The organism is Mesorhizobium sp. LEGMi-168a (assembly GCF_058312955.1).
The window spans coordinates 56,458-81,459 of record NZ_JBZEGV010000001.1 but is presented as its reverse complement, the minus strand read 5'-3'; the positions used below and the strand labels follow the sequence as shown (position 1 = coordinate 81,459).

Below are 25,002 nucleotides of genomic sequence, written 5' to 3'. Positions count from 1 at the left end.
TTCCTCCTCAGGCCGCCAGCTTCGACGCCGTCACGGCGCGGCCGTTCTGGTCGAACGCCATGATGTGGCGCGGGTCGATGAAGACCTCGACCTCGTCGTCTGTTTCGAAATCGAGAATGCCGTGCGCCAGCATGACCCAGCGCGCATCGGCGAAGTCGAGATGGACGAAGCTTTCCGAGCCGGTGATCTCGGTGATGGTGACCTTGGCCCGCACCGGCACGGCGCTGGCGTTGGGACGCTCGAGCGACAGATGGTGCGGCTGGAAGCCGATCGTGTAGCTGGCGTCCGGAATGCCGAGCAGTTCCGGCGGCACAGGCAGCTTGACGCCGCCTTCGAGCAGGAAATCCGAGCCCTTCTTGGCCAGCACGATGGTGTTGAGCGGCGGGTCGGCGAAGGTCCTTGCCGTCACCAGGTCGACCGGCCTGCGGAACACTTCGACGGTCGGCCCGAATTGCGTGACCCGGCCTTCCGACAGCGTCGCCGTGTTGCCGCCGAGCAAAAGCGCTTCGTGCGGCTCGGTCGTGGCGTAGACGAAAATGGTACCGGAGGCGGCAAAGATCTTCGGCAGCTCGGCCCGCAACTCCTCGCGCAGCTTGTAATCGAGATTGGCGAGCGGCTCGTCGAGCAGGACCAGGCTGGCGTTCTTGACGATGGCGCGGGCAAGCGCGGTGCGCTGCTGCTGGCCGCCCGACAGGCTTAGCGGCGTGCGGTCGAGATAGGGCGTGAGCTTCAGCAGCGCCGCCGCATTGCGCACTTCCTTGTCGATCTTCCCCTGCTCGACGCCGGCAACCCGAAGCGGTGAGGCGATATTCTCGTAGACGGTCATCGCCGGATAGTTGATGAACTGCTGGTAGACCATCGCAACGTTGCGCTTCTGCACCGGCTGCCCGGTGACGTCCTTGCCGTCGAACCAGACCGAGCCGGAGGTCGGCGCATCGAGGCCGGCCATCAGCCGCATCAGGCTGGTCTTGCCTGAAAGCGTCGGCCCGAGGAGGACATTCAGCGAGCCGTGCTGAAGCGTCAGCGACACGTCGCGGATATGCTCCTGCGCGCCGACCATCTTCGTCACGTTCCTCAATTCCAGCATCACGCCTCCTCCCAGGCCCTGTATGTCATTGGGCGGCTATCATTCCGCCGCCGCGACATGGCGTCGGCCACGCATGAATTCTTCGAGTGTCGCGATCTGCTCGCGGCTGAAATGCAGGCCGCGCTTGGTCCTGCGCCACAGCACGTCTTCGGCGGTGACCGCCCATTCGTTCTCGACGAGGTAGCGCACCTCGGCCTCGTAGAGGTCGGCGCCGAAGTTGCGGCCGAGATCGGCATTCGACTTGGCCAGCCCAAGCAGCTTCTCGGCACGCGTTCCGTAGAGCCGGGTGAGCCTGCGCGCCAGCCGCTGGTCGAGGAACGGATAGGCGTTCTTGAGCCTTGCAACCTGCGCGTCGAAGCCGGTCGCCGGGAAATCGCCGCCGGGCAGCGGCGCGTTGGCGGTCCAAGGCTTGCCGCGCTTGCCAAGAAAGCCTTCGATCTTCTCCAGCATCGATTCCGACAGCCGGCGGAACGTCGTGATCTTGCCGCCAAACGAATTGAGCAAGGGGGCCGCGCCCTCCCCGCCTTCGGCCTTCAGCACATAGTCGCGCGTCGCCTCCTGCGCCTTCGAGGCGCCGTCGTCATAGAGTGGGCGCACCGCCGAATAGGTCCAGACGATGTCCGAGCGCTTGACGGGCTGCGCGAAATATTCGCTTGCCGCGGCGCAGAGATAGTCGATCTCGGCATCGCTGATCTTCACGTCATGCGGATCGCCGGGATAGTCGCGATCGGTGGTGCCGATCAGCGTGAATTCTTCCTCATAGGGAATGGCGAAGATGATGCGCCCGTCCTTGTTCTGGAAGAAATAGGCGCGCGGATCGTCGAACTTCTTGGCGATGACGATGTGGCTGCCCTGCACCAGCCGGACATTGTGCACGTCGTTCTGGCCGACCGCCTTTGCCAGCACCTGGTCGACCCAGGGCCCGGCGGCGTTGACGAGCAGGCGGGCGCGGATCTCCTCGGTCTCGCCGGTCAACACATTCTGGATCTTGATCGTCCACAGGGCGCCGTCGCGGCGTGCGCTGACCACTTTCGTGCGCGTGCGGATGATGGCACCGCGGTCGGCCGCGTCGCGAGCATTGAGCGCCACCAGGCGGGCATCGTTGACCCAGCCGTCCGAATATTCGAAGGCCTTGCGGAAGAGCGGCTTCAGCGGCTTGCCGGCCGGATCGGTGGCCATGTCCAGCGTCTTCGTCGCCGGCAAGAGCTTGCGCCCGCCGATATGGTCGTAGAGGAACAGGCCGAGCCTGATCAGCCAGGCCGGACGCAGGCCCTTGGCATAGGGCAGCACGAAACGCATCGGCCAGATGATGTGCGGCGCGTTCTTCCACAGAACCTCGCGCTCCATCAACGCTTCGCGCACCAGGCGGAATTCGTAGAATTCGAGATAGCGCAGGCCGCCATGGATCAGCTTGGTCGAACCGGAGGACGTCCCGCTGGCCAGATCGTTCATTTCGGCCAGGAAAACCGAAAATCCACGGCCAACGGCGTCACGGGCGATGCCGCAGCCATTGATGCCGCCGCCTATGACGAAAATGTCATGGATCGGTGATGCGTTCACAGGTTTCCTCCACGATTTCGCATTGCACCATTTTTGTGTTTCGCGAAACCGTGGCGAGATTATTTCGAACTCAGAACGAATGTCAAACGAAATATCACAGGCGTGTGAGAAGCCCTTGATATGCTCATTGGCCGAGCGCCGTCTCGATCAAACGAACCTCTGTTTCCTCGCAGATCCTGCGCACAGAGGGGATGTCGCAACGGTCGGTGATGAAGGTGTTGACCTGCGATAGATGGCCGATGCGGACCGGCGCCGTGCGCTCGAATTTGGTCTGGTCGGAGACGAGAATCACATGGCGCGCATTGGCGATGATGGCCTGCGCCACCTTCACTTCGCGAAAATCGAAGTCGAGCAGCGCGCCGTCATGGTCGATGGCCGAGGCGCCGATGACGGCGTAGTCGACTTTGAACTGGCGGATGAAATCGACGGCCGCCTCGCCGACGACGCCGCCGTCCGAGCCGCGCACCACGCCGCCGGCGATCACCACCTCGATCGAAGGATAGATGCGCATCCTATTGGCAACATTGATGTTATTTGTGATGACCATAAGTCCGCTGTGGTCGAGAAGCGCCTTTGAAACGGCTTCCGTCGTGGTGCCGATATTGATGAACAGCGAAGCATTGTCGGGGATCAGCCTGGCCGCGGCGCGCCCGATCGCCTCCTTCTCGTCGGCGGCGATCTTGCGCCGCGCTTCATATTCCATGTTCTCGATGCCGGAGGGAAACAGCGCCCCGCCATGAATGCGCGTCAGCAACCGCTGATCGCAGAGGTCGTTGAGGTCCTTGCGGATGGTCTGCGGCGTCACGCTGAAATGCGTGGCAAGATCGTCGACCAGAACCCGGCCATGGTCCTTCGCCATCTGGATGATCTCGGCATGACGTGGCGAAAGAAACATCCGGCATCCTCCCGTTTTCGTTTTTTCCGTCTATATCGGAAAACGAAACCAATGAAAAGGTGTAAGCCGGCTAACGAACCTTCCGCGACCGCGAAGGCAACGCGATCCGCAATCGGCTTTCAGGCTTCAGGCGTGCCGGCGCGACGCATCCATGGTCGCGGTTCGGTCAATCCGGATGGGGAGCGGGATGGAGATAGGTCCAAGGACTCGCTTCGGATCCTCTGTCCACCGGCACCTCGATCAACACCGGGCTATCCAGGGTCGCGGAAGCCGTAATCAAACGCTCGAGATCCTCGGCGGTCGTCGCTCTGAATGCCGGGATCTTGAAGCTATCGGCAAGCTTCACAAAGTCCGGATTCGTCAACTCCGACCCCAAGTACCGCCCGTCATACGTTTGCCTCTGATCTCTCAGTACATTCCCATAAGAACCGTTGTTGAACACGATCGCTATCACGTTGATGCGATGTTGAACCGCGGTCGCCAGTTCCTGGAGACCGAACATGAAACCGCCGTCGCCGGAGACGGAAACCACCATCTTGTCCGGGTGAGCGACCTTAACGCCCAATGCGGTATTGAAACCGAAACCGAGGTTGTCCTGATAGCCGCATGTCACGTATTGCCGGGGAGCGAAAACCGGGAATGCGAACCTGGCGGCGAAGCCCACTTGGCTGATCTCCTCGACGAAGAAACCGTCCTTCGGTAATGCGCGCCTGATCGCGTTCAGGTAGGAAACCTGCGGCTCCACGCCAGCGAAGCGTTCCCTCGCGGCATTGTTCAGTCGAGCAAAATCTTCCAGGCGCTTATCGATTGAAGATCGAGGCGACTGTTCGAGAAGGGCGGCGACACCGTCGGCCGCATCCGCCACGATCGCGACGTCAGGGCGGAGGCGAACCATTTCCTTCGGGTCGATATCGATCCGGATGATTTTCAGGTTCTTTGGAACGTATCGCCAGCGCATGAACTGCAATTCAAGGCGGCTGCCGATGCCGATAAGAAGATCGGTATCTTTCCAGTAATCGTACGCAGCGACCAGATTGAGGGTATTGGGGTGATCATCAGGGAGCACGCCTTTGCCCGACCGATGAGCTGTTACAGGCGCGCCAAGCCGCTCGGCAAGTTCCAGCACCTGCTTGTGCGCATCAACTGCTCCGCCGCCAACCATTATGAGTGGACGTTTGGCATTTGAAATCAGCTGGATGGCCTGCTCGACCGCCACCGGATCGGGCCGGGTATTCTCGGATCGCGCGGCCGAAACAATCTGTACTTCCGGACCCTTTTGGCCGAAGACGTCCCAAGGTGCCTCGATAGAGCCGGGCCCCTTTCGACCCGAGGTCATCTTGGCGATAACCTCGCTCATGACGTGGCCGGCCTGCGACTGATGATCAATGCGTTCGGCGACTTTCGTAAGGCCACGCAGGGTCGCCAGTTGATCCGGCAACTCGTGAAGCTGTCCTCGGCCTCTGCCGATCAAGTGAGACATGATGTTGCCCGTGATGCAAAGCACCGGCGCGTTCGCACCCAAGGCGGTGCAGAGAGCCGCTCCCGCGTTCAGCACGCCCGGCCCTGGAACCACGGTAAACGCCCCGATCCGACCTGTCGCTTTGGCATAGCCATATGCCATGTAGGCCGCACCCTGTTCGTGCCTTGTATGGATGAATTTGATCTTGTCACTTGCACGATGGAGCGCGTCGTTGAAATCGTACATGTGAGCCCCGGGTATGCCGAACACCGTGTCGATGTCGTGTTCAACCAGAGCTCGCGTGATCGCTTCCGCGGTCGTTTCAGACTTTACAATTTGACCAATCATCATTCCTCCCAGCGGCCGCCCCTGCCGGTCAGTTCAGCCTCGCTATTTTGCTTAACATGTTAAATAAACAAAGGCAATGTGCAGCAGCATTGCCTACCCTACCCCGGGAAATCCGGCAGGCTGGCGAAGGCCGCCTTCAGCGCGCTCGACCAGCCGTCCGAGATGGTGCGGTAATATTGATCGTCCTGGCCGATCCGCCTCATGAGGCCGATCTTGAAGGCGCCCTTCTCCAGGAAGAGCAGATCGAGCGGCAGGCCGACCGACAGGTTCGACTTCAGCGTCGAGTCGAAGGACACCAGCAGCAGCTTCACCGTCTCGGCCAGGCTCATCGCGCGGTCATAGGCGCGGATGATGATCGGCTTGCCGTATTTCGTCTCGCCGATCTGGAAGAATGGCGTGTCTTCGGTCGACTCGATGAAATTGCCTTCCGGATAGATCATGAACAGCCGTGGCGGGCTGCCCTTGATCTGGCCGCCGAGGATGAAGGAGGCGTTGAAATAAGAATCGGCCTTGTCGCCGCTTGGCGACGAATAGGCGATCACTTCCTTCACTGTGTCGCCGACCAGCCGCACAGTCTGGTACATGGATGGCGTTTCGAGCAGCTTCCCGTGGCGGTCGCCGACCGCCTTGGTGCGCTCGTCGAGCAGGCTGACCACGGCTTGCGTGGTGGCCAGATTGCCCGCCGACATCAGCACGATGACGCGCTCGCCGGGCTCTTCCCAGACATGCATCTTCTTGAAGGTCGAGATCGAATCCATGCCGGCATTGGTGCGCGTGTCCGACATGAACACGAGCCCGCGGTCGATCTTGAGGCCGACGCAATAGGTCATGGTCGCTCTTCTGCTGCCAAATCTTGCGGAGATTACTGCTCTACCGTGACGGTGACGGCAAGCTTCTCCTCCGCTTGCCCGAGCAGTATCCCGGAAACCGGCGAGGCATCGCGATAATCGCGCCCCGTCGCCACCCTCACATAGCGTTCGTCGGGAGAGATACCGTTGGCGGGATCAAAGGCGACCCAGCCGAGACCCGCAACATGCGCCTCGGCCCAGGCATGGCTCGCCGCCTGCTCGACCGAAGCGTCCATCATCAGGTAGCCGCTGACATAGCGCGCGGGAAAACCCATGGCGCGCGCGGTGGCGGTGAAGATGTGGCTGTGATCCTGACAGACGCCGCTCTTCAGCGTCAGCGCTTCTTCCGCCGGCGTGACAGTGCTGGTCGTGCCCGGCTTGTAGGCGACACGTTCGCGGATCGTACCCATCAACCTGTGCAGCCGGTCGATATCGGTCCCCTCGCCGAGAGATGCGGCCAACTCGCGGATGCCGCCACCGGCAGCGGTGAGCTGCGTTTCCTGGGCGAACAGCCAAAGCTGCGCGAAACCATGGTGCGGACCGGACACGCCGGCCGTGTCGCGCGTCGTCACCTCGCCCTGAGCCTCGACCGTGATGGTGTGGTGGCCGCCTTCGGCGCTCACCAGCCGCGTGTCATTGCCGAAATGGTCGGTGAAGCGCACCTCCTCGCGCGCGCCGTCGATCTTGATCGCCCAGGACACAACCGTCTGTGTCGGTCCGCTCACCGGCAGAAGGCGCAGCCGCTGCAGCAGGTATTGCACCGGTGCGTCGTAGCGGTATTCGGTGCGGTGGGTGATCTTGAGCCGCATGGCGCCTGCCCCTCCAGCGCTCAGTAGAACCGGTAGTCCTGGGCGATCTCGTCGCCCAGCCTGGTGTTGTCGCGGATGAATTCCACCAGGAACTCGTGCAGGCCGTGGTCGAAAATATCCTTGATCGACCCCTTCTTCAGCATCGCCTGGATCTTCTCGGCCGTCGCGTGGCAGGCGTGGCGCTCGCCATAATCGTCGGCAAGGAATCTCAGATGCTCGCCGAGGAAGCGGTAGCAGAAGGTCAGCGAGCGCGGCATGCGGACATTGAGGATCAGGTAGTCGGCGATATTGGTCGGCTTGTACTCGGCGTCGTAGACCCAGCGATAGGAGCGGTGCGCCGACACCGAGCGCAGGATCGATTCCCACTGATAATTATCGAGCGTCGAGCCGACCCAGGAGATCGACGGCAAGAGCACGTAGTATTTCACGTCGAGGATGCGAGCCGTGTTGTCGGCGCGCTCGACATAGGTGCCGAGCTGCGAGAAGTCGAAGATCTCGTTGCGCAGCATGGTGCCGTAGAACGAGCCGCGGATCAGCGCCGTCTCGCGCTTGATGGCATCGAGCACGGTCGGCAGGTCGCGCTCGTCGATCGGCCTCGCCAGCATGCGCTTCAGCGACATCCAGGCCTCGTTGATGCTCTCCCAGGTCTCGCGGGTCAGCGCGGTGCGCACCATGCGCGCATTGTTGCGCGCCGTCTCAATCGACGACATCGTGCTCGACGGGTTCGAGGTGTCGCGCAGCAGGAAATCGGAAACGTTGGCGACGGTGTAGTCCTGGTATTTCTGAGAGAACGCATAGTCGGAGCCGGCGCTGAGCAGCACCGAGTTCCATTCCTCGGACGCGTTCTGGGTGCGCGTCAGCGCCATGCGCAGGCCGGCATCGACCAGGCGCGCCATGTTTTCGGCCCGCTCGATGTAGCGGTTCATCCAGTAGAGACCGTTGGCGGTGCGGCCGAGAAGCATGTCGGGCCCTTCGGGCTAGCGAATAGGGAATGGTGAGTAGTGAGTAGTGAAAGTTCGAGTTTCGATTGAATGCGGCATTGGCCTGTCCCCTCTGATACGCACTACTGACTACTCACTATTCCCTACCCACTCACTTCAATCATCCAGCACCCAAGTATCCTTCGTCCCGCCACCCTGCGATGAGTTCACAACCAGCGAGCCTTCCTTGAGCGCCACCCGCGTCAGGCCGCCTGGCACGATCTGGATGCGGTCGGAGACGAGCACGTAGGGCCTGAGATCGACGTGGCGCGGCGACAGGCCTTTCTCGGTCAGGATCGGGCAGGTGGACAGCGCCAACGTCGGCTGGGCGATGTAGTTGCCGGGCTTTGCCTGCAGCTTCTTGGCGAAATCCTGGCACTCTTTCTTGGTCGCCGCCGGCCCGACCAGCATGCCGTAGCCGCCGGAGCCGTGCACTTCCTTGATGACCAGCTCGCCGATGTGCTCCAGCACGTATTTCAGGCTGTCCGGCTCCGAGCAGCGCCAGGTCGGGATGTTGCCGAGGATCGCCTTGCGGCCGGTGTAGAACTCGACGATCTCGGGCATATAGGAATAGATCGCCTTGTCGTCGGCGATGCCGGTTCCCGGCGCGTTGGCGATGGTGATGTTGCCGGCGCGATAGACATCCATGATGCCCGGCACGCCGAGCGCGGAATCCGGCCGGAAGGTCAGCGGATCGAGGAAGGCGTCGTCGACGCGCCGGTAGAGCACGTCGATCTGCTTATAGCCTTCGGTGGTGCGCATCGTGACATGGCCGTCGACGACGCGCAGATCCTGCCCCTCGACCAGTTGCACCCCCATCTGGTCGGCAAGGAAGGCGTGCTCGAAATAGGCGGAGTTGTAGGAACCCGGCGTCAGCACGGCGATGGTCGGCGCGCCCTTCGCGCTTTGCGGCCGCACCGCCGCCAGCGACTGGCGCAAAAGCTGCGGATAATTCTCGACCGGCCGCACCTTGATCTGCTGGAACAGCTCCGGGAAGAGTTGCATCATCGTCTCGCGGTTCTCCAGCATGTAGGAGACGCCGGACGGCGTGCGGGCATTGTCTTCCAGCACGTAGAATTCGTTCTCGCTGATGCGGACGATGTCGACGCCGATGATGTGGGTGTAGACGCCCGCCGGCGGTCTTACCCCGATCATCTCGGGCAGGAAGGCTTCATTCTTTGCGATAAGATCCTTGGGAACGCGGCCGGCGCGCAGGATCTCTTGCCTGTGGTAGATATCGTCGAGGAAGGCGTTCAGCGCCTGCACGCGCTGCTCGATGCCTTGGGTGAGCCGGCGCCACTCCTGGCCGGAAATGATGCGCGGGACGATGTCGAAAGGGATCAGCCGCTCGGAGGCTTCCTGCTCGCCATAGACGGCGAAGGTGATGCCAGTCTTGCGGAAGACGCGCTCGGCGTCCTGCATTTTCTCGGTGAGCCTGGCCGGGTCCTGTTCCTTCAGCCAGCGATCGTAAGCCTGATATGGTCTTCTCAATCCGGAGACTTCCGGAAGCATTTCGTCGAACGCTGCCAATCGCGTACTCCCCTCTGAAGCCATTTCACTGGCCCGGCCGGAGAAAAGCAAGCGCAATCGGTGATTTGAGAGGCGGCGGCGGCCGCTCTATGCAAATTGCCTAAGATTAGGGCAGCGCGGGCGATGCCGGGTCAGGCCCTGCCTCGCGGGCGGGCATTGCCAGGACGATCAAAACGCCCGGAAGGTGACAATGGTGAAGGTGTCCTTGATTCCGGGCAGAATCTGCACCCTCTCATTGACGAAGTGGCCGATGTCTTCCTCGTCATCGACGTAGAATTTGGCGAGCAGGTCGTAATTGCCGGCGGTCGAGTAGATTTCGGAGGCGATCTCGGCATCGGCGAGCGCGCTGGCGACCTCATAGGCTTTGCCCAGATCGCACTTTATCTGCACGAAAAATGCCTTCATTGCCGATCCTGTAAGCTTCTACGCGAATAAGCGGCCCTTGTGGCAGACTGGCGACGGGCTTTCAAGCATCAGGCTGCACGCGCCTTGGCGACCGCTCGCCGCAATTCCGCGGGTCCGTGTGCCGCTCCGGTACAAGCTGCCGCCGGTAACGAGCATCGGAGTGCTCCTTGGCCGAGCATCGGTCTGGCTATCGGTAGGACCAAGAATCTTCCGGCAGCGATGAAACCGCGGCGCACCGATGCGCGTATGTTAGATTGCGTCAGCAAAGCGAATTCCGGGAGACAGGCCGTGCGCCGCTTATTGTTCGCATTCGCTCTCATTCCAATGCTCATAGCTTCGATGGCCTTCCCCGGCGACGCCGAGATCAAAGCGGCGCAGACGGTCATCGACAGCCAGCTCAAAGCTTTCCTCGCCGATGACGGCGCCACCGCCTACAGCTTCGCGGCGCCGAACGTGAAGCGCATCTTCCCGACAGTCGACACCTTCATGAACATGGTGACCAACGGCTATGCGCCGGTGCGCAGGCCGCAGAGCTACTCCTTCGGCAAGGTCGAGCAGACCGGTCCGGCCTCTATCATCCAGCAGGTGCTGATCGTCGGCCCAGACGGCAAGGACTATGAGGCGGTCTATACGCTGGAGCAGCAGCCGGACGGCAGCTTCAAGATCACCGGCTGCAGCCTGCGGGCATCGACTTCGGTCAGCACCTGAAGCCATTACGTCAATACCGTGCCCTACCGCCCGACATGTCAAACACCGCGCCGGTGTTGAAGCTTGAGGCATCGGAACAGAGCCACAGAACCAGCGCCGCAACCTCTTCCACCGCCCCAAGCCGCTTTAGCGGACTGGTATCGATCATGTCGCTGACGACCTCGTTTCCAAGACGCCGGATAAGATCGGTGTCGATCGGACCAGGAGCGACGCAGTTGACGCGGATGTCGGTGTCGCAGACCTCGCGCGACAACGCTTTGGTGAAGGCTATGATGCCCGCGCTTGCCGCCGAATAGGCCGCGAGGTACGGCAATCCCTCCTTGCCGGCGAGCGACCCCATGTTGACGATGCGGCCGCTGCCTGTCTTGCGCATGATCGGCAAAACTCGATGCGTGACCTCGAACGTTCCAACGAGGTTCACGCCGACGATACGCTGCCACTCGGCCGGATCGAAGGCCTCGAAGCCAAGATAGGGACCAAGATAGCCCGCATTGTTGACCAGAATGTCGACCCGCCCCGTCCTGGCGACGACCTCGCCGAGGGCATTGCTTATGTCCTGCGCCTTGGTCACGTCGACGGTCTGGCTGCGGGTTTCATCGGCCGGCGCAGGATCGACGTCCCATACCCAGACGTCGGCGCCCGATCGTGCCAATTGCGTGGCAACGGCCCTGCCAATGCCCCTTGAGCCACCGGTCACGATCGCCGTCTTGCCGGCAAAGTCGTATGTCACGGTCATAGCTGGTCCCCAGAGGAACTCTGCTCCCGGGCAGCTGGTCCGTCAATCATGGCGGTGGGACTAGATGGCCGGAATGTCGCCCCTCGCCCAGCCTTCCGAGAGCTCCGCCGCGCGCTCCTCGAAGGCTTTGGCCTCGATCGCGGCGCGGATGTCCTGCATCAGCCTCTGGTAGTAGGACAGGTTATTCCAGGTGAGCAGCATCGCACCGAGCGACTCCTGCGAACGCACGAGATGGTGCAGATAGGCGCGCGAATAGTCGCGCGCGGCGGGACAGTCGCTTTCTTCGTCCAGCGGACGCGGATCGTCGGCGTGGCGGGCGTTGCGCAGGTTGATCTTGCCGCGGCGCGTATAGGCGAGGCCATGGCGGCCGGCGCGCGTCGGCATCACGCAGTCGAACATGTCGATGCCGCGCGCCACCGATTTCAAGATGTCGTCCGGCGTGCCGACGCCCATCAGATAGCGCGGCCTGTCGGCCGGCAGTTCCGGGCAGGTTATCTCCAGCATCTCCAGCATCACCGGCTGCGGCTCGCCGACCGCCAGCCCGCCGACGGCATAGCCTTTGAGGTCCATCGCCTTCAGCGCCTGCGCCGAGCGCACGCGCATGACCGCGCTGTCGCCGCCCTGCACGATACCGAACATCGCCTTGCCCGGCTGGTCGCCGAACGCCGTCTTGCAGCGCTCGGCCCAGCGCAGCGACAGTTCCATGGCGCGCTCGATCTCCGTCGGCTTGGCCGGAAGTGCGGTACATTCGTCGAGCTGCATCTGGATGTCGGAATCGAGCAGCCCCTGGATCTCGATCGACCGCTCCGGCGACATCTCGTAAGGCGCGCCGTCGACATGCGAGCGGAAGGTCACGCCCTTCTCCGTGAGCTTCCTCAGCTTCGACAGCGACATGACCTGGAAGCCGCCGCTGTCGGTCAGGATCGGGTGCGGCCAGCGCGCGAACTCATGCAGGCCGCCAAGCTTCGCCACGCGCTCCGCGCCTGGCCGCAGCATCAGATGATAGGTGTTGCCGAGGATGATGTCGGCGCCGACGCCGCGCACCTGGTCCATATACATGGCCTTGACGGTGCCGCCGGTGCCGACCGGCATGAAGGCCGGCGTGCGGATCTCGCCGCGCGGCATCGAAATCACGCCGCGCCTTGCCTTGCCGTCGGTGGCGATGAGCTTGAAAGAGAACGTCTCAGCCATCGAATTCCTTGTCGTGCACCGGCGCGCCGGGTGCTTGTCGGTCGAGCGACTGCCGGTAGCGGATGCATCCGCCCATGAATTTCGGCCAGGGCGGCACAGCGATCGCCGGCTCGGTCCTTTCCGGCAGCAGGTCCCAGAGGTCGGGGTGATGCCAGCACAGATCATGGCCGGTCGCATCGCGGTGGGTGCGGATGCCGGCGCGCAGCTTCTTCACCTCCGCGATCAAAGTGTCGCGGTCCATCGTGTCGAGATCATCGTCCATCGTTCGTCTCCGCTCGGAAAAGCAGGCTGGAGTCGCCGTAGGAGTAGAACCTGTAGCGGCTCTCGATGGCATGCGCATAGGCCGAACGCATCGTCTCCAGCCCGCTGAAGGCCGAGACCAGCATGAACAGCGTCGAGCGCGGCAGATGGAAATTGGTCATCAGCATGTCGGCTGTCCGGAAACGGTAGCCGGGCGTGATGAAGATATCGGTCGGTCCGGACCAGGCCTCGATCCTGCCATCGTCGCGCGCAGCGCTTTCCAGGAGGCGCAGCGACGTCGTTCCGACGGCGACGATCCGCCCCCCCCGCGCTCTTGCTGCGTTGAGCGCATCCGCCGTCTCGCGGCTCACCGCCCCGGTCTCGGCATGCATCTTGTGGTCGGCGGTGTCGTCGGCCTTCACCGGCAGAAAGGTGCCGGCGCCGACATGCAACGTGACGAAGCGGCGCTCGACACCCTTGGCGTCGAGGGCCGCAAACAGCTCCGGCGTGAAATGCAGCCCGGCGGTGGGTGCGGCGACCGCGCCTTCTTCCCTTGCATAGATGGTCTGGTAATCGCTGCGGTCGCGCTCGTCATCATCGCGTTTCGAGGCGATATAGGGCGGCAGCGGAACATGGCCGACCGCGTGCATTGCCTCGTCGAGGAACGACCCTGAAAGATCGAAGCCGAGCAGCGCCTCGCCCGCCTCGCCCTTCTCGATCACCGTCGCATCGAGCTGGCCGAGGAAGCAGGAATTCTGGTCATGGCCGAAATGGATGCGGTCGCCCACGGCGATGCGCTTGCCCGGCCGCATGAAGGCCTGCCAGCGGTCGGGCGCCATCCGCATGTGCAACGTCGCCTCGACCTGCGCCATCGCCTCGCCGCGCCTGCGGATGCCTTTCAGCTGCGCCGGGATGACCTTGGTGTCGTTGAACACCAGCACGTCGCCGTCCTTAAGCAGCGACGGCAGGTCGCGCACGAACCGATCTTCCAAGCCTTCGCCAGGCCCGACGACCAGCATCCTGGCGCTGTCGCGCGGTTCGGCCGGGCGCAGCGCGATGCGCTCTTCCGGCAGATCGAAGTCGAACAGGTCGACGCGCATCAGTAGAGCCGGATGAGCAGCGCTCCGGCGAGCAGCAACACGGCCCCGGCGACGCGGCCAAGCGAGATTTCGCGGACGGCAACACCGAGGAAACCGGCGCGGTCGACCAGCATGCCGGCGATCAGCTGGCCGGCGACCAGGAAGGCCATCAGCGCGGCAGCACCGATACGCGGCGTGAGGATGGTGGAGAGCGTGACATAGAAGCCGCCGAGCATGCCGCCGGCAACGAACAGCCACGGCGCCGGCGCCTTCCAGTCGAGCGAGATGCCCTGCAGCCTGATCACCGCGACCGCGATGATGCCCAGCACGATCGCGCCCGACAGGAACGAAAACGCTGCGGCCGCGACCGGAAGGCCGAGGCCGCGCGCCAGTTGCGAGTTGATCGGCGCCTGGATGGCGATGAAGGCGCCGGACAGGATGCCAAGCAGGGACCAGACAGCGCCCATCATCTCATTCTGCCTTACTTGACGTCGGCCGCGACCTTCAGCGACACGATCTTGTCGGGATCCTGCACCGGCTCGCCGCGCTTGATCTTGTCGACATTCTCCATGCCTTCGATCACCTGGCCCCAGACCGTATACTGGCGGTTCAGGAAGGCGGCGTCGTCGAAGCAGATGAAGAACTGCGAATTCGCCGAGTTCGGGTTCTGGGCGCGGGCCATCGAGCAGGTGCCGCGGCCGTGGTTGGCGTTGGAGAATTCGGCCTTGAGGTCCGGCTTGTCGGAGCCGCCCATGCCCGCGCGGGACGGGGCAAAGGTGGGCTTCGAGGAGTTGCCGAACTTGACGTCGCCGGTCTGCGCCATGAAGCCGTCGATCACACGGTGGAACACCACGCCGTCATAGGCGCCTTCCCGTGCCAGCTCCTTGATGCGGGCGACGTGACCGGGCGCCAGGTCCGGATACATCTCGATGACGACCTGGCCCTTGGTCGTTTCCATGATGAGCGCGTTCTCGCGGTCCTTGATCTCAGCCATGTCAGAAAATCCTTTGAAAATTGAGGGAGTTATTTGCCGTCGGCGGCGATGCGAACCTTGATCATGCGGTCGGGGTCGGTGACCGTGCCGTTATCCGCCTCGTCGCCCTTCTTGATCTTGTCGACCAGTTCCATGCCGCTCTCGACCTTGCCGACGATGGTGTATTGGCCGTCGAGGTTCGGCGCCGGCGCGAACATGATGAAGAACTGGGAATTGGCCGAATTCGGGTCCTGCGAGCGGGCCATGCCGACCACGCCGCGCGTGAATTGCTCGCTCTGCGAGAACTCGGCCGGCAGGTCGGGAAGCTCGGAACCGCCGGTGCCGACGGCCTCAGGGTTGAAGCCCTTCTTCATGTTGCCGAACTTGACGTCGCCGGTCTGCGCCATGAAGCCGTCGATGACGCGGTGGAAGGCGACATTGTTATAGGCGCCCTCACGCACCAGCTTCTTGATCTGCGCGACGTGCTTGGGCGCCAAGTCGGGACGCAGCGCGATGGTCACATCGCCGTCCTTCAGCGTGATGACCACGGTGTTTTCCTTGTCGGCGGCGAAGGCCGGAAAGGATGCCGCCACAAGGCCGGCAAGCACGACAAGGAACGAAGCGAGCTTTTTCAGCTGCATGGTGATCTCCGAAAGTCTTTGTTTGGGTACATGTCGTTACCCCAAAACCGGCATCCACTTTTGGGCGACATGCACTATTTCGCGAATTTGGCGGTGAGCGCGCCGGCAACCGCCGCCGGCACGAACGGGCGGATATCGCCGCCCATCGACGCAATCTGGCGCACAAGTGTGGCGGTAATGGTGCGCACCGAAGGGCTGGCCGGCAGGAAAACCGTCTGCAGCTCGGGCGCCATGGTCTCGTTCATGCCGGCCATCTGCATCTCATAGTCGAGATCGGTGCCGTCGCGCAGGCCGCGGATGATGATCGAGGCGCCGTGCTTCCTGGTGGCGTCGATGACGAGGCCATCGAACGAGACCACCTTGATGCGATCGCTATCGCGGCCGAACTCCGCCTTGGTCGCGGTCTCGATCAGCTTCACGCGTTCCTCGAAGGAAAACAACGGCGTCTTGCCGGGATGGATGCCGATTGCCGCGTAGACGGTATCGGCCACAGCCAGCGAAGCCTTCAAGACATCGAGATGGCCGTTGGTCAGCGGGTCGAAGGAGCCGGCGTAGAGGGCGGTGCGTTCGGTCATGGCAGGCTTCTAGCGAGCCTCTCAAACAAAGGCAAATCCCATTGATGTGCCCGCTCGTGAACCTTTTCACGGACGTGAACGACAGATGAATGCGACGATCACGAACACTTCACGCAGCGTTCACTAGGTTGCCGCTTCAGGAGATGAAACCAAAACACCATCTTATTGTTGTGAGTGCAGGAGAACACGCAAATGCTGATCTACATGCTTGCCACTGCAATGACCATCGTAATGCTCATCGCAACCGCATTCGGGCTGCATCAGGAGGCAGCGCGGGTGCGCGTCAAGGCCAACACCAAGCGGCTCGATGGCTTCGTCGCCCGCAACGTCTACCGCCGCTTCTGATTCCCAGCAACGACCGCACCGGCCCTAAGGCCGGTGACGCTTATTCGGGGCTTCCCTGGCCCGGATCTTCGGCGCCTGCCTCGCCCGACGATGCCTCGTCGGCTTCCTCGTCTGACTGCGGCTCCGAAATCCGCTCCACCGACACCACCTTCTCGCCTTCAGCCGTGTTGAAGATGGTCACGCCCTTGGTGGCGCGGCTGGCGAAGCGTATGCCATTGACCGGCACGCGGATGACCGTGCCTCCGTCCGACACCAGCATGATCTGATCGTCATTGCCGACCGGGAAGGTCGCGACAAGCCGTCCGATCTCGGCCGTCTTGGACACGTCGGTGGCGCGGATGCCCTTGCCTCCGCGCCCCGTCAGACGGAAATCATAGGACGAAGAGCGCTTGCCGTAGCCGTACTCGGTCACCGTCAGCACGTATTGCTCATGCGCCTTGAGCTCTTCGTAACGGCTGTCGGAAAGCTCGGTTTCCTCGCCGATCTCCTCATTGGTCAGCGCGATCTCTTCCTCTTCGCCAGCCGTGCCGGCGGCAAGGCGGCGCTCGGCCGCGGCGCGCTTCAGGTAAGCGGCGCGTTCGGCGGGCGAAGCGTCGACATGCTCGATGATAGACATCGAGATCACGCGATCGGTCTCAGCCATGGCGATACCGCGCACGCCGACGGAATTGCGGCTCTGGAAGACGCGCACGTCGCCGACCGAGAAGCGGATGCACTGGCCGGAATTCGCGGTCAGAAGCACGTCGTCATTGTCGGTGCAGGTCTCGACGCCGAGGATCTCGTCGCCCTCTTCCTCCAGCTTCATCGCGATCTTGCCGTTGCGGTTGACCTGGACGAAGTCGGACAGCTTGTTGCGGCGCACCGTGCCGCGCGTGGTGGCGAACATCACGTCGAGCTCGCCCCAGCTTGTTTCGTCCTCGGGCAGCGGCATGATGGTGGTGATGCGCTCGCCCTGCTCGAGCGGCAGCATGTTGATCAGCGCCTTGCCGCGCGACTGCGGATTGCCGACCGGCAGCCGCCACACCTTTTCCTTGTAGACGATGCCGCGCGAGGAGAAGAACAGCACCGGCGTGTGCGTGTTGGCCACGAACAGCCGGGTGACGAAATCCTCTTCTTTAGTCGACATGCCGGAGCGGCCCTTGCCGCCGCGGCGCTGCGCCCGGTAGAGCGACAGCGGCACGCGCTTGATGTAGCCGGAATGGCTGACGGTGACGACCATGTCCTCGCGCTGGATCAGGTCCTCGTCTTCCATGTCCGCCCCGCCTTCGGCGAGCTCGGTGCGGCGCGGCGTGCCGAACTCGTCGCGCACTGCGATCAGCTCGTCCTTGACGATCTGCTGGATGCGCGCGCGAGACGACAAAATGTCAAGGAAATCAACTATTTCGACGCCGATCTTGTTCAACTCGTCGGCGATCTCGTCGCGGCCGAGCGCGGTCAGGCGCTGCAGGCGCAGGTCGAGGATGGCGCGCGCCTGCTCCTCGGAGAGATTGTAAGTGCCGTCCTCGTTGATGCGATGGCGCGGATCGTCAATCAGCTGGATCAGCGGAGCGACGTCATGGGACGGCCAGCGCCGCTCCATCAACTGCTCACGCGCCGTCTGCGGATCGGGCGCGGTGCGGATCAGCTTGATCACTTCGTCGATATTGGCGACAGCAATCGCAAGGCCAACCAAGACGTGGGCCCGCTCGCGCGCCTTGCGCAACAGGTATTTCGTGCGCCGGCTGATCACCTCCTCGCGGAAGCCGACAAAGGCCTTCAGCATGTCGATCAGCGTCAGCACTTCCGGCTTGCCGCCGTTGAGCGCCACCATGTTGGCGCCGAAGGAGGTTTGCAGCGGCGTGAAGCGGTAGAGCTGGTTGAGGATGACGTCGGCGACGGCATCGCGCTTCAATTCGATGACGACACGGTAGCCCTGGCGGTCGCTCTCGTCGCGAATGTCGGAGATGCCCTCGATACGCTTCTCGCGCACCAGCTCGGCCATCTTCTCGATCATCGCCGCCTTGTTCACCTGATAGGGAATCTCGGTGACGACGATCGATTCACGATCGTTGCCGCGCGCCTCGATATTGACGCGGCCGCGCATGACGATCGAGCCACGGCCGGTCGAATAGGCGTTGTAGATGCCGGACCGGCCGAGCACGATGCCGCCGGTCGGGAAATCCGGGCCGGGCACGATTTCCATCAGCGACGGCAGGTCGATCGCCGGATTGTCGATGATGGCGATGGCGCCGTTGCAGACTTCGGCCAGATTGTGCGGCGGAATGTTGGTGGCCATGCCGACGGCGATGCCGCCGGAGCCGTTGACGAGAAGATTGGGGAAACGCGCCGGCAGCACTTTCGGCTCGCTGCCTGAAGCATCGTAAGTGTCCTGGAAATCGACGGTTTCCTTGTCGATATCCTCCAGCAGCTCATGCGCGACCTTGGTGAGCCGCGACTCGGTGTAGCGCATCGCCGCCGGCGGATCGCCGTCGATCGAGCCGAAATTGCCTTGACCGTCGATCAGCGGCACACGCAGCGACCAGTCCTGCGCCATGCGGACCAGCGCGTCATAGATCGATGCATCGCCATGCGGATGGTATTTACCCATCACGTCGGCGACCGGGCGCGCCGATTTCACATATTTGCGGTTCCAGTGGTAGCCGCTTTCGTGCGAGGCGTAGAGGATGCGGCGGTGCACGGGCTTCAGGCCGTCGCGCACGTCGGGCAGCGCGCGGCTGACGATCACGCTCATGGCGTAATCGAGATAGGAGCGCTGCATCTCCTCGATGATCGAAATCGGCTCGATGCCGGTGGGGCCGCCCTCCGGCCCGCGCGGTGTCTTCTGGTCGGTCAAATCAGGTCACAATCCTGTCGGGAATCACTCACCGCTTATATAGGAAGCCGGGCCGAAACTCCAATGGCGGCCGCACTTTTCCAGAGACAATTTCGGTGGCAATTTCAAATGGATACCGCTGATTGCGACGATTTGGCCAGAAGCCCTTCAGGGGCCGACGCCGTCAGCTTGCGCCTTTGGGCGACCTTTGCCTCACAGGCTCTGACCAGCCGCCGAACCGGACGATTTCGCGCTCGACCGGCAGGCGCGATATGTTCCCGGCGTCTCTCCCATCTCGCGCTTGAATCGGCGGTTGAAGGTCGACAGATCGTTGAAACCAGCATCGAACGCGATCGCCGAGATCGCCTCGTCCGATGCGCGCAGCCGCACCGCGGCCCGGTGCAGCCTGGTCCTCAACAGGAATTGGTATGGCGTCATGCCGGCGACATGCCGGAATGTGCGCAGAAAATGAAACGGGCTGGTCGCCGCGCTGTCGGCAAGCTCGGTCAGCGATAGCGGCTGTTCGGCGTTGAGCTCGATCAGGCGCACCGCCTCGGCGACGCGTTTCTGGTCGCGGCGGCTGGGTGCCGGTGCGATCCCGGGAGAGCCGGTTGTAGCCGCAACCACCGCGCCGGCAATGCGCAGCCCGATCTCCCCGAACGCTTCGCTATCGCCCGTTTCCCGGGCCGCCTCCGCCTGCGCCAGCAACGGCGCCAGCGCCGGCAAGGGCGGCAGGCGTGGGCCGGCGAAGCCGAGCCGCTTTGCACCAGGCATATCGGCGACGATGCGCTCCATATAGGCCGGGGTAAAATGAAAGGAGAGGCAGCGGTCGCCCGCGCCATGCTCATGCCCGCATTCGTAACAGGCACCCGGATTGCCGAGCAGGATGGCGCCGGGCGCAAGCATCGCCGTGCCTTGGTTCGTCCGGTAGCGGAACGTGCCCCTGGTCACGGCGGCGATGCAAAAACTGCGGTGCTCTTCCTCGAACGGCCTGTCGCCGGCAACGGCGGTGCAGATCACGTCGGACACCTGCCAGCCTCGACCCGACGCCAGGTTTTTCGCGGTCGTTGTCATCACGTGAAAGATAGCAATTTTTCCCAAGCGCAGAACCCCGCCCTGCGCCTATTGCTCGCCCTCTCCTGACAAACGAGGCAGCAGCCATGACCGATACTTTTGCCGAAGCCCTCCACAGCAACGCGCCCAAGCCGGACCTCGCCGAGAAGCTGAACCTCTATGGACGTTTCATAGGTGCATGGACATTCGACGCCACGCGCATTCTCGAGGACGGCACCAAGCTGACGGGACGCGGCGAAGTGCATTTCGGCTGGGTTCTGGAAGGCAAGGCAGTGCAGGACGTCTGGATCCTGCCCGCGCGCGATGCCGGCCCCTCGCCGTCACTCGGACCATGGACCTTCTACGGCACGACGCTGCGTGTCTACGATCCCGGCGCGGACGCCTGGCACATTTTCTGGAGCGATCCTCGCAACCAGTACTACAGCCGGCAGCTCGGCCGCGCCGAGGGCGACACGATTGTCCAGATCGGTGCCGACGACAGCGGCTCGTCGGTGCGCTGGAGCTTTTCGCGCATCACCAAGAACTCGTTCCGCTGGCTGGGCGAGCGTTCGCATGACGGCGGCGCGACCTGGCGCATCGAGGTCGAGTTCCTGGCCCGCCGCGGATGAATGGATCTCGATAGCCGTCGACAAATCGTTCGGAATGAAAGGTCGCGATCCTTCGCGCCCCCCTCTGCCCTGCCGGGCATCTCCCCCACTTGGGGGGAGATTGGCAGTTTCGGCGACGGCGCTCTCTCTGCAACGTCGGAGATTGGCGAAAGCCGGCGCGACATCTGATCTCCCCCCTTGTGGGGGAGATGTCCGGCAGGACAGAGGGGGGCGCTGTCCCGCCTGCTTTCATAGCTCCGCGCACCATTCCCCTTCCGCCTGTTTCCAGGGCCCCGGCTTTGCTCTACCAATTGCAGAGCTTGGGCGTCGCCCGGCGGGAGGGGAACCAGCGATGCCGAGCTTCGACAGCCTGTTCAACGCCTTCGTCACCATCCTGGTGACCATCGACCCGCCCGGGCTGGCGCCGCTTTTCCTCGCCGTGACGCGCGGCATGAACCGCGAGGAGCGCCAGCAGGTTTCGGTGCGCGCTTCGGTGATCGGCTTCCTGGTGATGGCGCTGTTCGCCGTCGCCGGTGCTTCGATCCTGTCCGTGTTCGGCATAACGCTGCCGGCCTTCCGCGTCGCCGGCGGCTTCCTGCTCTTCTTCATCGCCTTCGAAATGGTGTTCGAGCGCCGCCAGGACCGCAAGGAGAAGATCGGCGACGTCGCCATCACCAAGGACATGATCCACAACATCGCCGCCTTCCCGCTGGCGATACCGCTGATCGCCGGCCCCGGCGCGATTTCGGCGACCGTGCTGCTGTCGGGACACTTCGAGGGCTTTGGCGCTCAAGCCGCGCTGGTCGGCATCATCGCGATCTGCCTTGTCCTCACCTATCTGGTGTTCGTGCTGGCCGAGCGCATCGACCGCATCCTCGGCCAGACCGGCCGCTCGATCCTGACGAGGTTGCTCGGGGTCATCCTGGCGGCGCTGGCAGTGCAGTTCGTGGCGGATGGCGTCAGGGCGCTAATGGCGACCTGAGCAGCATCCCTACTGCCTACTGCCTACTGCCTACTGCCCTCTCTCCCTTATTTCTCAGCCGTATCAACGACTTCGAAATCATGCGTGACTGTGGCGGTCTTGGCCATCATAGCGGTCGCCGAGCAGTATTTTTCGGCCGACAGATCAATCGCCCGTTTCACCTTGTCGCGCGAGAGCGCCCGGCCCTTGACGATGAAATGCATGTGGATGCGGGTGAACACGCGCGGCTCGGTCTCGGCCCGGTCGGCATCGAGCTCGACCACGCAGTCCTCGACCGCCTCGCGGCCTTTCTCGAGGATATGGACGACGTCATAGGCCGAGCAGCCGCCGGTGCCGATCAGCACCAGCTCCATCGGGCTCGGCCCCGGCGTCCGGCCCTCCGGCCCATGCGCCGTGCCCAGCACCACCTTGTGACCGCTGCCGGACTCGCCGACGAAGGTGCGTTCCTCGACCCACTTTACGCGTGCTTTCACTGTAGTCTTCCTTGTGAGGTTATGATCGCCCTACTGGCCGAACACGACGGCGTGCATGACGCGGCCTGGCAGCAGCGTGAAGATGCCGGCGCCGATCAGCGCGAACAGATAGAGCTTTATCATGGCGCCGCGATGCGCGGCCACCTTATGGGTGTGCGCGTACCACACCGCCAGCGGCGCGGTGACGATCACCAGGATCGACAAGATATGGATCGGACCGAACGGCCCGATCAGGCGTATCTGCCGGATCCAGAAGCTCGAGATGGCGACGACCAGCATCAGCGCGGCCCAGACATAGCCGAGCACGCGGTGGCGCGGCGTGCCTTTCGGCAGAGCCAGTTGCGCTCCGCCTATCGCCAGCGCGGCAAAGGCGGCAAACGCGTGCCACGGAATAGGGGGCGGCGCCGACAGCAGCGGTCCGAGCGACATCGCGCCTACCCCTTAAATGGTCATGTCGTGAGGCTTAGAACGGGATCTCGTCGTCCAGCTCGCGCGACGAGCCGCCGCCGCCACCGCCCCTTGAGCCGCCACCGCCGCCGCGGCTAAACCCTTCATTCGGGCCGGACTGGCCGAAATCGGAGCCGCGGCTGCTGCCGCCGCCGCCGGCATAGTTGCCGACCTGGCCGCCGCCCTCGCCGCGTGCGTCGAGCATCTGCAGTTCGCCGCGGAATTTCTGCAGCACGACCTCGGTCGTATAACGGTCGTTGCCGGTCTGGTCCTGCCATTTGCGCGTCTGCAACTGGCCCTCGACATAGACCTTCATGCCCTTCTTCAGATACTGCTCGGCCACCTTGGCGAGCTGGTCGTTGAAGATGACGACATTGTGCCACTCGGTCTTTTCCTTGCGCTCGCCCGAGTTCTTGTCGCGCCAGCTTTCCGACGTGGCGATGCGGATGTTGACGACCGGATCACCCGAATTCAGGCGGCGGATTTCAGGGTCCGCCCCGAGATTGCCGACCAGAATGACCTTGTTGACGCTACCCGCCATCGTACTTCTCCGCGCTCATCCGAAACAAATTTTAAGTCGCTCACCTTACAGCCTGTGGGTGGCCCATGCCCGCAAAGGCTGGCTTTTCCCACAAGGTTTTTGTTCTCTTTTCGTTCTAGTCGCAACCGCCGGTTCTGTCAAGGAATGTCAGCAAGGTAAGGCGCGGCCAGCATATCTCGATATGGCGATCAAATAGCCGCTTGCCAAATCGATAAGTATCGACTTATGCTTTTGTCATGATCGAAACAGAGATTTTCCGGGCGCTGGCCGATCCGACTCGGCGCGCCGTCTATGAGCGGCTGGCAGCCGGCGAGATGACGGTGTCGGAGCTGCGCGCCGGCATGACCGTGTCGCAACCCGCGGTCTCGCAGCACCTTGCCGTGCTGCGCGGCGCCGGCCTCGTGGCGGAGCGACGCGCCGGCCGCAACGCCTATTACCGCGCCGAGCCGCAAGGGCTCGATCCGCTGCTCGGCTGGATCGAACGCTACCGCGCCTTCTGGCCGGAGCGCATCGAGAAACTGAAGACGGTTCTGAAGGGAATGGACCAATGACGGCGACAAAACACCCGAAAGCGACCGACGCGCCGCTCAGCTTCGAATGCGAGCTTCCCGATCCGCCGGAAAAGGTCTGGCGGGCACTGACCGAGCCGGAACTGCTCGCCGCCTGGATGATGCCGAACGACATGAAGCCGGAAACCGGCAAGCGCTTCGCCTTTGCCGGACCGGACGCGCCGATCGAATGCGAGGTGCTCGAGGCCGAGCCCGGCAAGCTGCTGCGGTATTCCTGGCGCGAGCGGCCGAGTGCAGAGGATGCCGACCGGTTGCCGGCCTTCGACAGCTTCGTCACCTTCACGCTGGCGCGCGCGGCCTCCGGCGGCACGCATCTTCGCATCGTCCATGACGGCTTCGTATCGGCGGCGCAACCTGTCCTCGCCGTTGCAGGCGCAGGCTGCAGGCTCTCGCTAAATGCACGCAAGAATCCAACCGCCGCCAATACGCCATGCATGATGCTGCGCGCGGCTTGACCAACGAGAACCAAGGAGACCTGCCATGAGCGCCCTGGCCAATCTGGTGCCGATGGTGATCGAACAGTCGAGCCGCGGCGAGCGCGCCTTCGACATTTTCTCGCGGCTGCTGCGAGAGCGCATCGTCTTCATCAACGGCGAGATCAATGACGGCGTGTCGGCGCTGGTCTGCGCGCAGCTTCTGTCGCTGGAATCGGACCATCCCGACAAGGAGATATCGATCTACATCAACTCGCCGGGCGGCGTGGTGACCAGCGGCTTCGCTATCTACGACACGATGCAATACATCTCCTGCCCGGTGTCGACGGTCTGCATGGGTTTTGCCGCCTCGATGGGCTCTTTCCTTTTGATGGCCGGCTCGCCCGGCCGGCGCATCGCGCTGCCCAACACCAGGATCGTGCTGCATCAGCCGCTGGGCGGCTTTCAAGGTCAGGCTTCCGACATCCAGCGTCATGCCGAGGACATCCTGCGCACCAAGCGCCATATGACGGAGCTCTATGCCAGGCATTGCGGCCGGAGCTACGAAGAGGTCGAGCGCACGCTCGACCGCGACTATTTCATGACCGCCGAGGAAGCCAAGGCCTGGGGTCTCGTCGATCACGTCTACGACACCCGCAAGAAGGCGGCCTGAGGGACGCGCGGCGATTTGATTG

29 protein-coding genes are annotated in these 25,002 nt (G+C 63.1%); 7 read left to right on the top strand and 22 right to left on the bottom strand.

Annotated features, from left to right (window positions below; genetic code table 11):
- Positions 1 to 7: 7 nt before the first annotated feature.
- From AC4FWB_RS00395 to AC4FWB_RS00355, 9 genes are all read right to left on the bottom strand, one after another.
- Positions 8 to 1,087 carry an ABC transporter ATP-binding protein gene (locus AC4FWB_RS00395; protein WP_491023819.1) on the bottom strand — a complete coding sequence of 360 codons (1,080 nt, stop codon included), beginning with the start codon at positions 1,085 to 1,087 and terminating at the stop codon, positions 8 to 10.
- Positions 1,088 to 1,126: 39 nt separating this feature from the next.
- Positions 1,127 to 2,647 carry a glycerol-3-phosphate dehydrogenase gene (gene glpD / locus AC4FWB_RS00390; RefSeq protein ID WP_491023817.1) on the bottom strand — a complete coding sequence of 507 codons (1,521 nt, stop codon included), beginning with the start codon at positions 2,645 to 2,647 and terminating at the stop codon, positions 1,127 to 1,129.
- A 124-nt stretch (positions 2,648 to 2,771) separates the two neighbouring features.
- On the bottom strand, positions 2,772 to 3,542 hold the full coding sequence (locus AC4FWB_RS00385) for a DeoR/GlpR family DNA-binding transcription regulator (RefSeq protein WP_491023815.1): 771 nt from the start codon (positions 3,540 to 3,542) through the stop codon (positions 2,772 to 2,774).
- 166 nt (positions 3,543 to 3,708) lie between these two features.
- Positions 3,709 to 5,337, bottom strand: coding sequence for a thiamine pyrophosphate-dependent enzyme (locus AC4FWB_RS00380; protein WP_491024323.1), 1,629 nt, complete (start codon positions 5,335 to 5,337; stop codon positions 3,709 to 3,711).
- A gap of 110 nt (positions 5,338 to 5,447) precedes the next feature.
- Positions 5,448 to 6,179, bottom strand: a complete 732-nt coding sequence (locus tag AC4FWB_RS00375; RefSeq protein ID WP_491023814.1) for a proteasome-type protease — start codon at positions 6,177 to 6,179, stop codon at positions 5,448 to 5,450.
- Between the two features lie 32 nt (positions 6,180 to 6,211).
- A complete protein-coding gene (locus tag AC4FWB_RS00370) occupies positions 6,212 to 7,006 on the bottom strand; it encodes a transglutaminase family protein (RefSeq protein ID WP_491023812.1) in 795 nt (264 codons plus the stop codon).
- Positions 7,007 to 7,026: 20 nt separating this feature from the next.
- A complete protein-coding gene (locus AC4FWB_RS00365; RefSeq protein WP_491023811.1) occupies positions 7,027 to 7,968 on the bottom strand; it encodes an alpha-E domain-containing protein in 942 nt (313 codons plus the stop codon).
- A gap of 135 nt (positions 7,969 to 8,103) precedes the next feature.
- Complete coding sequence (locus AC4FWB_RS00360; RefSeq protein ID WP_491023810.1) at positions 8,104 to 9,516, bottom strand: circularly permuted type 2 ATP-grasp protein; 1,413 nt, start codon at positions 9,514 to 9,516, stop codon at positions 8,104 to 8,106.
- A 168-nt stretch (positions 9,517 to 9,684) separates the two neighbouring features.
- The gene (locus AC4FWB_RS00355; RefSeq protein WP_059185676.1) at positions 9,685 to 9,921 is read right to left on the bottom strand and encodes an Lrp/AsnC ligand binding domain-containing protein; all 237 of its coding nucleotides are present in this window, start codon (positions 9,919 to 9,921) and stop codon (positions 9,685 to 9,687) included.
- Positions 9,922 to 10,209: 288 nt separating this feature from the next.
- Between AC4FWB_RS00355 and AC4FWB_RS00350 the strand changes: the two genes are divergently transcribed.
- Entirely contained in the window at positions 10,210 to 10,629 is a 420-nt protein-coding gene (locus AC4FWB_RS00350) for a DUF4864 domain-containing protein (protein WP_491023808.1), read from the top strand.
- 10 nt (positions 10,630 to 10,639) lie between these two features.
- Here the strand turns inward: AC4FWB_RS00350 and AC4FWB_RS00345 are convergent, their stop codons facing one another.
- The 8 genes from AC4FWB_RS00345 to coaD all read right to left on the bottom strand — a co-directional run bounded on the left by AC4FWB_RS00345 (position 10,640) and on the right by coaD (position 16,064).
- The gene (locus AC4FWB_RS00345) at positions 10,640 to 11,365 is read right to left on the bottom strand and encodes an SDR family NAD(P)-dependent oxidoreductase (protein WP_491023807.1); all 726 of its coding nucleotides are present in this window, start codon (positions 11,363 to 11,365) and stop codon (positions 10,640 to 10,642) included.
- 60 nt (positions 11,366 to 11,425) lie between these two features.
- Complete coding sequence (tgt, locus tag AC4FWB_RS00340; protein ID WP_491023806.1) at positions 11,426 to 12,556, bottom strand: tRNA guanosine(34) transglycosylase Tgt; 1,131 nt, start codon at positions 12,554 to 12,556, stop codon at positions 11,426 to 11,428.
- Entirely contained in the window at positions 12,549 to 12,818 is a 270-nt protein-coding gene (locus AC4FWB_RS00335; protein WP_491023805.1) for a hypothetical protein, read from the bottom strand. Before AC4FWB_RS00335 ends, tgt begins: the two co-directional genes overlap by 8 nt.
- On the bottom strand, positions 12,808 to 13,896 hold the full coding sequence (queA, locus tag AC4FWB_RS00330) for a tRNA preQ1(34) S-adenosylmethionine ribosyltransferase-isomerase QueA (protein WP_491023804.1): 1,089 nt from the start codon (positions 13,894 to 13,896) through the stop codon (positions 12,808 to 12,810). The genes AC4FWB_RS00335 and queA overlap by 11 nt, the downstream gene beginning before the upstream one ends.
- Entirely contained in the window at positions 13,896 to 14,345 is a 450-nt protein-coding gene (locus AC4FWB_RS00325; RefSeq protein WP_491023803.1) for a DMT family transporter, read from the bottom strand. The genes queA and AC4FWB_RS00325 overlap by 1 nt, the downstream gene beginning before the upstream one ends.
- An 11-nt stretch (positions 14,346 to 14,356) precedes the next feature.
- Positions 14,357 to 14,869 (bottom strand): peptidylprolyl isomerase, encoded by a 513-nt coding sequence (locus AC4FWB_RS00320; RefSeq protein ID WP_491023802.1) that lies wholly within the window; start codon positions 14,867 to 14,869, stop codon positions 14,357 to 14,359.
- Between the two features lie 29 nt (positions 14,870 to 14,898).
- Positions 14,899 to 15,489 carry a peptidylprolyl isomerase gene (locus tag AC4FWB_RS00315; protein WP_491023801.1) on the bottom strand — a complete coding sequence of 197 codons (591 nt, stop codon included), beginning with the start codon at positions 15,487 to 15,489 and terminating at the stop codon, positions 14,899 to 14,901.
- Positions 15,490 to 15,563: 74 nt separating this feature from the next.
- On the bottom strand, positions 15,564 to 16,064 hold the full coding sequence (gene coaD, locus AC4FWB_RS00310; RefSeq protein ID WP_491023800.1) for a pantetheine-phosphate adenylyltransferase: 501 nt from the start codon (positions 16,062 to 16,064) through the stop codon (positions 15,564 to 15,566).
- Positions 16,065 to 16,256: 192 nt separating this feature from the next.
- Between coaD and AC4FWB_RS00305 the strand changes: the two genes are divergently transcribed.
- Entirely contained in the window at positions 16,257 to 16,409 is a 153-nt protein-coding gene (locus AC4FWB_RS00305) for a hypothetical protein (RefSeq protein ID WP_127301494.1), read from the top strand.
- Positions 16,410 to 16,449: 40 nt separating this feature from the next.
- Here AC4FWB_RS00305 and gyrA read toward each other — a convergent pair whose 3' ends face one another.
- Entirely contained in the window at positions 16,450 to 19,242 is a 2,793-nt protein-coding gene (gene gyrA / locus AC4FWB_RS00300; protein ID WP_491023799.1) for a DNA gyrase subunit A, read from the bottom strand.
- 192 nt (positions 19,243 to 19,434) lie between these two features.
- A complete protein-coding gene (locus AC4FWB_RS00295; protein WP_491024322.1) occupies positions 19,435 to 20,295 on the bottom strand; it encodes an AraC family transcriptional regulator in 861 nt (286 codons plus the stop codon).
- Positions 20,296 to 20,381: 86 nt separating this feature from the next.
- On the opposite strand from AC4FWB_RS00295, the gene AC4FWB_RS00290 reads away from it, so the two are divergent.
- A complete protein-coding gene (locus tag AC4FWB_RS00290; protein ID WP_491023798.1) occupies positions 20,382 to 20,903 on the top strand; it encodes a hypothetical protein in 522 nt (173 codons plus the stop codon).
- A 331-nt stretch (positions 20,904 to 21,234) separates the two neighbouring features.
- Positions 21,235 to 21,864 carry a MarC family protein gene (locus tag AC4FWB_RS00285; protein WP_491023797.1) on the top strand — a complete coding sequence of 210 codons (630 nt, stop codon included), beginning with the start codon at positions 21,235 to 21,237 and terminating at the stop codon, positions 21,862 to 21,864.
- A gap of 47 nt (positions 21,865 to 21,911) precedes the next feature.
- Here the strand turns inward: AC4FWB_RS00285 and AC4FWB_RS00280 are convergent, their stop codons facing one another.
- Genes AC4FWB_RS00280 through AC4FWB_RS00270 form a run of 3 tightly spaced genes read right to left on the bottom strand, consistent with a single transcriptional unit; the run spans position 21,912 to position 23,325 of the window.
- Positions 21,912 to 22,337: an OsmC family protein gene (locus tag AC4FWB_RS00280; protein WP_491023796.1), complete on the bottom strand. Its 426-nt coding sequence runs from the start codon at positions 22,335 to 22,337 to the stop codon at positions 21,912 to 21,914.
- Positions 22,338 to 22,367: 30 nt separating this feature from the next.
- Positions 22,368 to 22,766: a DUF2306 domain-containing protein gene (locus AC4FWB_RS00275; protein WP_491023795.1), complete on the bottom strand. Its 399-nt coding sequence runs from the start codon at positions 22,764 to 22,766 to the stop codon at positions 22,368 to 22,370.
- A gap of 34 nt (positions 22,767 to 22,800) precedes the next feature.
- Positions 22,801 to 23,325, bottom strand: a complete 525-nt coding sequence (locus AC4FWB_RS00270) for a single-stranded DNA-binding protein (RefSeq protein ID WP_491023794.1) — start codon at positions 23,323 to 23,325, stop codon at positions 22,801 to 22,803.
- 236 nt (positions 23,326 to 23,561) lie between these two features.
- Between AC4FWB_RS00270 and AC4FWB_RS00265 the strand changes: the two genes are divergently transcribed.
- From AC4FWB_RS00265 to AC4FWB_RS00255, 3 genes are read left to right on the top strand one after another with little or no spacing between them, the layout of a single operon-like run.
- Positions 23,562 to 23,876 (top strand): ArsR/SmtB family transcription factor, encoded by a 315-nt coding sequence (locus AC4FWB_RS00265; RefSeq protein ID WP_491023793.1) that lies wholly within the window; start codon positions 23,562 to 23,564, stop codon positions 23,874 to 23,876.
- A complete protein-coding gene (locus tag AC4FWB_RS00260) occupies positions 23,873 to 24,349 on the top strand; it encodes an SRPBCC family protein (RefSeq protein WP_491023791.1) in 477 nt (158 codons plus the stop codon). Before AC4FWB_RS00265 ends, AC4FWB_RS00260 begins: the two co-directional genes overlap by 4 nt.
- Before the next feature lie 25 nt (positions 24,350 to 24,374).
- A complete protein-coding gene (locus AC4FWB_RS00255) occupies positions 24,375 to 24,980 on the top strand; it encodes an ATP-dependent Clp protease proteolytic subunit (protein ID WP_292434080.1) in 606 nt (201 codons plus the stop codon).
- The last annotated feature ends 22 nt before the right edge of the window (positions 24,981 to 25,002 follow it).

Coding starts and splice junctions, on each gene's coding strand:
- AC4FWB_RS00395 (WP_491023819.1), bottom strand. CDS start 1,087: ATGCTGGAATTGAGGAACGTGACGAAGATGGTCGGCGCGCAGGAGCAT.
- AC4FWB_RS00385 (WP_491023815.1), bottom strand. CDS start 3,542: ATGTTTCTTTCGCCACGTCATGCCGAGATCATCCAGATGGCGAAGGAC.
- AC4FWB_RS00375 (WP_491023814.1), bottom strand. CDS start 6,179: ATGACCTATTGCGTCGGCCTCAAGATCGACCGCGGGCTCGTGTTCATG.
- AC4FWB_RS00370 (WP_491023812.1), bottom strand. CDS start 7,006: ATGCGGCTCAAGATCACCCACCGCACCGAATACCGCTACGACGCACCG.
- AC4FWB_RS00365 (WP_491023811.1), bottom strand. CDS start 7,968: ATGCTTCTCGGCCGCACCGCCAACGGTCTCTACTGGATGAACCGCTAC.
- AC4FWB_RS00355 (WP_059185676.1), bottom strand. CDS start 9,921: ATGAAGGCATTTTTCGTGCAGATAAAGTGCGATCTGGGCAAAGCCTAT.
- AC4FWB_RS00345 (WP_491023807.1), bottom strand. CDS start 11,365: ATGACCGTGACATACGACTTTGCCGGCAAGACGGCGATCGTGACCGGT.
- tgt (WP_491023806.1), bottom strand. CDS start 12,556: ATGGCTGAGACGTTCTCTTTCAAGCTCATCGCCACCGACGGCAAGGCA.
- AC4FWB_RS00335 (WP_491023805.1), bottom strand. CDS start 12,818: ATGGACGATGATCTCGACACGATGGACCGCGACACTTTGATCGCGGAG.
- queA (WP_491023804.1), bottom strand. CDS start 13,896: ATGCGCGTCGACCTGTTCGACTTCGATCTGCCGGAAGAGCGCATCGCG.
- AC4FWB_RS00325 (WP_491023803.1), bottom strand. CDS start 14,345: ATGATGGGCGCTGTCTGGTCCCTGCTTGGCATCCTGTCCGGCGCCTTC.
- AC4FWB_RS00320 (WP_491023802.1), bottom strand. CDS start 14,869: ATGGCTGAGATCAAGGACCGCGAGAACGCGCTCATCATGGAAACGACC.
- AC4FWB_RS00315 (WP_491023801.1), bottom strand. CDS start 15,489: ATGCAGCTGAAAAAGCTCGCTTCGTTCCTTGTCGTGCTTGCCGGCCTT.
- coaD (WP_491023800.1), bottom strand. CDS start 16,064: ATGACCGAACGCACCGCCCTCTACGCCGGCTCCTTCGACCCGCTGACC.
- AC4FWB_RS00305 (WP_127301494.1), top strand. CDS start 16,257: ATGCTGATCTACATGCTTGCCACTGCAATGACCATCGTAATGCTCATC.
- AC4FWB_RS00295 (WP_491024322.1), bottom strand. CDS start 20,295: ATGACAACGACCGCGAAAAACCTGGCGTCGGGTCGAGGCTGGCAGGTG.
- AC4FWB_RS00290 (WP_491023798.1), top strand. CDS start 20,382: ATGACCGATACTTTTGCCGAAGCCCTCCACAGCAACGCGCCCAAGCCG.
- AC4FWB_RS00285 (WP_491023797.1), top strand. CDS start 21,235: ATGCCGAGCTTCGACAGCCTGTTCAACGCCTTCGTCACCATCCTGGTG.
- AC4FWB_RS00275 (WP_491023795.1), bottom strand. CDS start 22,766: ATGTCGCTCGGACCGCTGCTGTCGGCGCCGCCCCCTATTCCGTGGCAC.
- AC4FWB_RS00270 (WP_491023794.1), bottom strand. CDS start 23,325: ATGGCGGGTAGCGTCAACAAGGTCATTCTGGTCGGCAATCTCGGGGCG.
- AC4FWB_RS00265 (WP_491023793.1), top strand. CDS start 23,562: ATGATCGAAACAGAGATTTTCCGGGCGCTGGCCGATCCGACTCGGCGC.
- AC4FWB_RS00260 (WP_491023791.1), top strand. CDS start 23,873: ATGACGGCGACAAAACACCCGAAAGCGACCGACGCGCCGCTCAGCTTC.
- AC4FWB_RS00255 (WP_292434080.1), top strand. CDS start 24,375: ATGAGCGCCCTGGCCAATCTGGTGCCGATGGTGATCGAACAGTCGAGC.